The organism is uncultured Gimesia sp., assembly GCF_937919775.1.
Lineage (GTDB): Bacteria > Planctomycetota > Planctomycetia > Planctomycetales > Planctomycetaceae > Gimesia.
The window spans coordinates 1-6398 of sequence record NZ_CALFPF010000699.1; the positions used below are offsets into that span (position 1 = coordinate 1).

The window sequence follows — 6398 nt, forward strand, 5'->3', positions numbered from 1 at the left end:
TGCTCTGGAAGCATATAATAACCAGTTCCATGAAACGCTGAGTGCAGGACGATTCCTGACACGTGACAGCCGCATGGTCGAACGTAAGAAGTTTGGTTTCAAGAAAGCACGCAAGAGTTTTCAGTTCTCCAAGCGATGATCTGCGTATAGTTATTTTCAGACAACACGCATTTGTATTGTCTGCATGAAGTCATCGACACCCTGACTGGCGACGTATTCCAGTGAGGGTGTTTTTTTATGGCAATTTACCGGTTCATTTGCACTGGTAACCGGTTTCTCTCTGTTTCGGCAGGTAATACGTCGCAGGTAAGACGTCCAACACAAGTTTGTTGATATAACGATATCTTTAAGTGAAAGGGGCATCAACAATGTATGGGCGATTGTTGCTACCAGAACTTCGGGTGCTGCTGGCTGAAAATGATACCGCAGGCATCAAGGAGTTTTGCGAAGCCCTCTATCCTGCGGTCACAGCAGAAGTTCTGTCAGAACTTGACAGCCAGGAAATCTGGGGTGTGCTTTCCTGCAGTGGCTCTGAGAGGCAGGCTGAGATTTTTCAGTTTCTGCCCTTGCCACAGCAGATTGCCATGGTGGGGATTATCGACCGCGGACCACTGTCAAAACTGATAGAAGAGATGGCTCCCGATGACCGGGTTGACTTATTATCGCGAATGGATGATGAACACGTCGAAGAACTACTGCCTCTGATGGCACAGGCTGAGCGGCGTGATATCCGTAAGCTGCTGTCCTACCCGGAAGATAGTGCCGGCGCCATCATGACCACCGAGTACGCCTCCCTCCCGGAAAATATCTCGGTGGCGCAGGCTTTGGAGAAATTGAGACATCAGGCACCGGACAGTGAAATTATCTCCTATATTTATGTTGTCGATGACGGGCGCCGGCTGCAGGGCATTGTCTCTTTGCGCGAATTGATCTTCGCCCGTCCTGCACGACCACTCTCGGAATTGATTAATCGCGATGTCATTTCCGTGCGCGTGGACGATGACCAGGAATATGTCGCACAGCAGATGGCAAAGTATGACTTTATCGCGATTCCTGTCGTCGATCGTCAAAATCAGTTAGTCGGTATTGTGACGCACGACGATGCCATCGATATTATGCAGGAAGAAGCGACCGAAGATACGTATCGTCTGGCGGCGGTCGAACCATTGGAAGACAGCTATCTTTCCACGTCACTGATGACCGTTGTTCGTAAACGGGTAGGCTGGCTGATATTTCTGCTGGTCCCCTCGTTTCTGGCAGCGAAAGTTCTGGAGCATTATGAAGCGGTTTCGGACAAGTTTGAATGGCTGGTTTTGTTTATACCGCTGATTCTTGCCAGTGGTGGTAATGCCGGTTCTCAGTCCGCGACATTGATCATCCGGGCGATGGCGCTGGAGTCGAATATCCAAAAGGGTGATTTGACGGCGCTGCTGCGCAAAGAGATACAACTGGGGTTGATGCTGGGAAGCGTCCTGTCTTCGATCAGCTTTGTTGTCGCCTGGGCTTTTACCGCTGAACTGATGCAGGCAACCGTAGTGGGCGTCGCTGTCTTTTTAGTCGTCTTAATCGGCATCTCAGCGGGGGGGATGTTGCCGATGGGATTCCGCCGGTTAGGCATGGACCCGGCTTTGATGTCCAATCCCTTCATTACGGCGCTGGTTGATATCCTGGGCCTGATCATCTACTTCCAGGTTGCCATGTCTCTGGTAAGCTGAAAACGATGACTCCGGAAAACAGGAAATCGACCGACCTCACGCCTGTTTCTGATCAGTTTCGGTTTTCAGCACAATTCCCATCATCTTCATCAGTTCCAAAGCATTGCTGTGCTCGACGATACCTGGTTGCATCCGGTAATCAAACGTCATTTTGCCGTCGACCAGCTGGTCTTCGAAGTGCACATTCTTTGCCTGTTCGCCAAACTGAGCCGTAATTTCTGTTAAGGCAAGATCGTGCGTTGTGACAATTCCAATGCTGCCCCGCTCAAGCAGGGTTTCGATCACACTCTGTGCGCCAATGCGACGGTCATGGGAATTGGTCCCCTGCAGAATTTCATCGAGTAGAAACAAAACCGGGAGTGGAGCATCTGCCAGATGGACGACCGCGGAAAGTCGGGCTACCGACTGATAAAACAGTGAGGCTCCCTGTTGCAGCGAATCCTGAACCCGCATGGCTGTACCGGCCTGCATCGGCGAAACCGTCAAACGCGTGGCCCGTACGGGGGCACCCGTCATCGCGAGTACAAAGTTCGTGCCGACGGTTCGCATCAACGTACTTTTGCCCGACATATTAGAGCCGCTGATCATGAGCAGCCGGTTTTCCATGTTCAACGTGACATCATTGCGGACCACCTGATTCAGAGGGATGAGCGGGTGTCCTAAATCGGTCCCTTCGAGTCGGGGGCCCGCTTCGGGGTCAACGACATCGGGAAACGGATCGTGGGGATGCTCGTAGGCATACCCGGCCAGTGAGCACAACGCCTCGAACTCTCCGACGGCAGAGAGCCATTCGGGACAGTGTGGGCCTACATGCACGAGCCAGCGCTGGATGGCGTAAACATAATGAAAGGGGATGCCGAGTAAGGTGGACAGCGGCGCGGAGAACTGATTGCGAAAACAGTTGTTGAGTCCCTGGATTTGCCGTCGTAGCTGGGCGATGCTTCGCGAGGGGGGGATGCCGTCCGTTTTTAAAGCGGATACAATGGCTTTTAAGTGGGGCGTTTCAAACTGTCTTTGTTCAATTAAATACAATACATCGGAGAGTACTGACAGTCCGTTGCGAACTTCGTCGGTCTGGTTGAGTAATTCGTGGATTCGGGGGCCGATAAAAAATAACAGACAGATTTGAATGATGATGGCCACACAAATGGGGGCAATGCCGCTGTATGACAGCAGCCAGCTGATGACGGACAAAGCGGCGAAAACGCCGGTAATCATGGAGGCCCATTTCAGCGGGGACGGAATCGTTGTCAGTGGCTGCTGAACCCATTCAGCCAGATGGGTCTGCTCAATATCGCTGTGGGATTCTGCTTCCAGCAGTTCCAGTTCTTCGCGAAAATCCAGCTCATGGCGAAGTTCCTCAACCGACTGTTGCCGCTGTTTGATTTCCGCTGTGGAAGCGGGGGAAAGCAGCCAGCGTGCTAACGTTTCTTCGCCCAGTTTTGTGCGGGCGCTGCAAATGAGTTGAAACAGGGAACCGCGTCCCAGCAGATCCAGGTCGCCGGCGTACATGTGCTGCGGGTCAAAATAGTCTTCTCCCGTTGGACGCACATCGATCCATTGATCGTTCAGGCGGTCGAGTGAGGTCCGGTAATAGGCTTCTGCCTGTCGGGCCTGCTTCAGGCGGCGTACGCAGCGTGCGTGCAAAATGACCAGCGATACAAACGCCAGAATCGGAATCCAGATCCACTGCAGGCTGAAAAGTCCCCAGATCGTAGACCCCATCAACAACGCTACGGCGGACAGAAAAGCCACGCCTCTCAGGCTCGAAAACTGATCGCTTTGTTTTCGCAGTGCTCGTACGTTGTTCGACCGGCTTTGAAGCCGTTGTTCGTATTCTGACCTGGGGTTTTGTTGGATTAGGGAAGGTTGCATCGAGTTATGATTTCATCGAGAACGCTCGTCGGGTAAAGCTCACTTCTAACCGATTGAACGGTTCAATACCAGCGTAAACAGAGGCGAAATCTCATTTGCAATGAGTCTCTTTACCGTGTAAAAACAACAGATATATTCTTTTTTAGAGGGAAGAACAGCCATGACTCAAATACCCGTGATTGATACCCACCAGCATCTGTGGGATTTGGATCTATTTGACTTGCCGTGGCTCGAATCGCCGGGCGTTGATCCTCTGCGTCGCAGTTTTGTGATGTCTGATTATCTCGAGGCTACGCAGAATTGCCAGGTAGAACAGACCGTTTACATGGAAGTTAATGTTCACCCGGACCTGCAGCAACAGGAGGCCCGGTATGTGCTTGAATTATGCAGTCAGGTAGATAATCCGATGTCAGGGGCTGTGATTGGCGGCAGGCCGGGCGAGGCGCGCTTTGGGCGGTATCTCGAAGAATTCGCAGGCAACCCGTTTGTGAAGGGGGTCAGGACGGTGCTGCACGATCCGGATCGTCCGCCGGGCATGTGTCTGCAGCCGCAGTTTAAACAAAACATCAAACTGCTGGGCGAGCTGGGTTTGAGTTTTGACTTATGTATGCGCCCCGGTGAAATTCAGGACGCGGTCGAACTGGTTGACGCGTGCCCGGACACTCGATTTATCATTGATCATTGCGGCAATCTGAGTGTGCAGCCAGATCAGCAGGCGGATCGTCCTGCCTGGGAGACCGGCATGCAACAGATGGCCGAACGCCCGCAGGTGATGTGCAAGATTTCCGGCATTATCGCGACGGCAACAAAAGGGGGCTGGCGGCCCGAAGATCTAAAACAGAATATCAATTTCTGTCTGGACACATTCGGCGAAGATCGCGTGTTCTTCGGCGGCGACTGGCCCGTCTGCACGCTGAAGTCGTCGTTCGAGTCCTGGCTCAACTCGCTCAAGTGGATCGTGCAGGATCGGCCAGAAACGTTTCAGCGAAAACTGTTTCACGATAATGCAGAAACTTTTTATTGCCTGGGGTGATTACCTTTTTTCTGTACATATCACTACGCAAGGAACTATTTCAAAAATGTGGGTACTCACGATGGATGGTTGAGTATCGTTTCATTAGGAACAAATAATGGCTACCGAACTTGAAGTACGAATTCCTCGGCCAACAAATTGCCAAGAGGTCGAACGTGGTATAACCGATGTATTCCGTTCTCTCTTCAGAGAAGACGAAGCAAATTTACTCTGTTTCGAATACGACCCAAACGCAGGATTAATGGATATGACGATCCGGCATAAAGAAGCAATAGTCTCGATGGAGTTTTACGAATTCACTTCTGGTGCTCATGCAGAGGATGGATTGTGGTGTACTTTGTCTGCCAATTTAAATCGTTCACTCCCAACTTTTGCTTTGGTTGCTGTCGCAGCTATGGCGATTGCCTCGATGTTTGAATCAGACATTGTTGACGACAGTCTGTGGCTTCGAAAGACACGGTTTGTATCGCCTGTGACTGTCAAGGGTCTAGTAGACAATATAGACAATCACGATTTGGTTTCATTTGCCACGTTTGCTGATGAATTCTGTAGGGCGAATAAACTCGGCGCATGAAGATTGTTGCTGAAAACAGGTGTCAATGACGAATGGCACTGCCGTGGGTTTGAGTATGATTGGCACTCTACCGTTCGAAACGGCAGCTCGCGCCGAGCCGCTCAGGGTAAGCACGCATTTTGAATTATCTGGTGGTGTTGCGATCTGATCACGACAGACGGCCACACGGTTGGAATGGTTTCGCTGCATTCGACCAGCACAGTCGGACAAGCCGAGCGTAGCGAGCAGGAAGTGGCAGTATGAGCGCACGATCGTCTCCTGTTTTTGTCGAGTGAAGTTTTCTGCTTCATCAAATCTCTGCTCTGGCTGTTACCTGTCGACTGCGCCAATCCTGAATTCGATTCGGGGCGATCCGGTTTCCTGTCAATTATTCGCTGTTCCATTTAGCCATTGGTGCGGATTGTTCATCTGAGGGGCCGCTGGTGATATCGGGTAGGATTGATTTGTCGCTGGGGGAATTTCTCACTGCAGTTCGAAACGGCGGCTGGCGCTGAGCCGCTCAGGGGGCGAGCTGATTCTGGTTCCGTTTCACCAGTGAATTGGGATCGCTGGTCGCCCGGCGGGCGGACACATGGGTGCCGCCCCTACATTTTTTGAGGTTGAATTCATGCTCTGTTTTTGTGAGTCGATCTATCGGTTTCCTGTTTGCTGCGTTCGGCCTGAATGTGTATCCGGGTGGACCTTGGTAGAAGAAAGTTTTGGCTTTCTATTTTGTGTTGGTGAGGTTCGTCTCGTTGGTGAAAATCTTCTTCAGAGGCGTGAGGAAGTCAAGAGGAAGGGAATATTGATATGGTGCAGGCTGTGGTTGAGTGAGTGTCTGAAGGTGTGGGGAGTAGGTTGGACGATATTGGGAATGCGCGGATGTGTGTTGGCCCGCATAAAAATGAAGCGTTTCATTTTTGGAAATCGCTCTGAAACGAGCGGTTTTTGTGATGTGAGTTTGAGATTGGTTTCACTTCTTCACCTGAACCAGTAGTGTTCTCGCGCGCGACACACATCACAACGAAGCATCCTGAAGTGCGTGATGTGGTCAAGATGAATTTATTCAGCAGGCAGTGCGGGAAGTTCAGGTGTGAAGCTGAGGCGCTGGTTTCGAAGAGGGAGGGACGAGCGCGGGACGGGTTAAAAAGGTGTCAGGAACCTTAAATTTAAGGTTCCTAGTATCTTGGATACGAGCACTGTTGGACCTGTTTTACAGGTA

Annotated in this window: 5 protein-coding genes; 4 read left to right on the forward strand and 1 reads right to left on the reverse strand. The window is 51.3% G+C overall.

The genetic code is table 11. From position 1 onward, the window contains the following. Together rpsI and mgtE are read left to right on the forward strand one after the other, a co-directional pair. Window positions 1-139: 30S ribosomal protein S9 (gene rpsI / locus Q0294_RS19810; RefSeq protein ID WP_299468918.1), on the forward strand; the 139-nt coding region annotated here is incomplete at its 5' end. Between the two features lie 229 nt (window positions 140-368). Beyond that, window positions 369-1715 (forward strand): magnesium transporter, encoded by a 1347-nt coding sequence (gene mgtE / locus Q0294_RS19815; RefSeq protein ID WP_299468910.1) that lies wholly within the window; start codon window positions 369-371, stop codon window positions 1713-1715. 36 nt (window positions 1716-1751) lie between these two features. On the opposite strand, the gene Q0294_RS19820 is transcribed toward mgtE, so the two are convergent. Beyond that, the gene (locus tag Q0294_RS19820; protein WP_299468912.1) at window positions 1752-3470 is read right to left on the reverse strand and encodes a hypothetical protein; all 1719 of its coding nucleotides are present in this window, start codon (window positions 3468-3470) and stop codon (window positions 1752-1754) included. Between the two features lie 280 nt (window positions 3471-3750). Here Q0294_RS19820 and Q0294_RS19825 point away from each other — a divergent pair, with 280 nt between their 5' ends. Together Q0294_RS19825 and Q0294_RS19830 are read left to right on the forward strand one after the other, a co-directional pair. After that, window positions 3751-4623, forward strand: coding sequence for an amidohydrolase family protein (locus tag Q0294_RS19825; protein WP_299468914.1), 873 nt, complete (start codon window positions 3751-3753; stop codon window positions 4621-4623). Between the two features lie 97 nt (window positions 4624-4720). After that, window positions 4721-5197: a hypothetical protein gene (locus tag Q0294_RS19830; RefSeq protein ID WP_299468916.1), complete on the forward strand. Its 477-nt coding sequence runs from the start codon at window positions 4721-4723 to the stop codon at window positions 5195-5197. Window positions 5198-6398 lie beyond the last annotated feature (1201 nt).

What these genes read in the sequence shown, in the direction of transcription:
- mgtE (WP_299468910.1), top strand. Translation starts at nt 369, where the DNA reads ATGTATGGGCGATTGTTGCTACCAGAACTTCGGGTGCTGCTGGCTGAA.
- Q0294_RS19830 (WP_299468916.1), top strand. Translation starts at nt 4,721, where the DNA reads ATGGCTACCGAACTTGAAGTACGAATTCCTCGGCCAACAAATTGCCAA.
- Q0294_RS19825 (WP_299468914.1), top strand. Translation starts at nt 3,751, where the DNA reads ATGACTCAAATACCCGTGATTGATACCCACCAGCATCTGTGGGATTTG.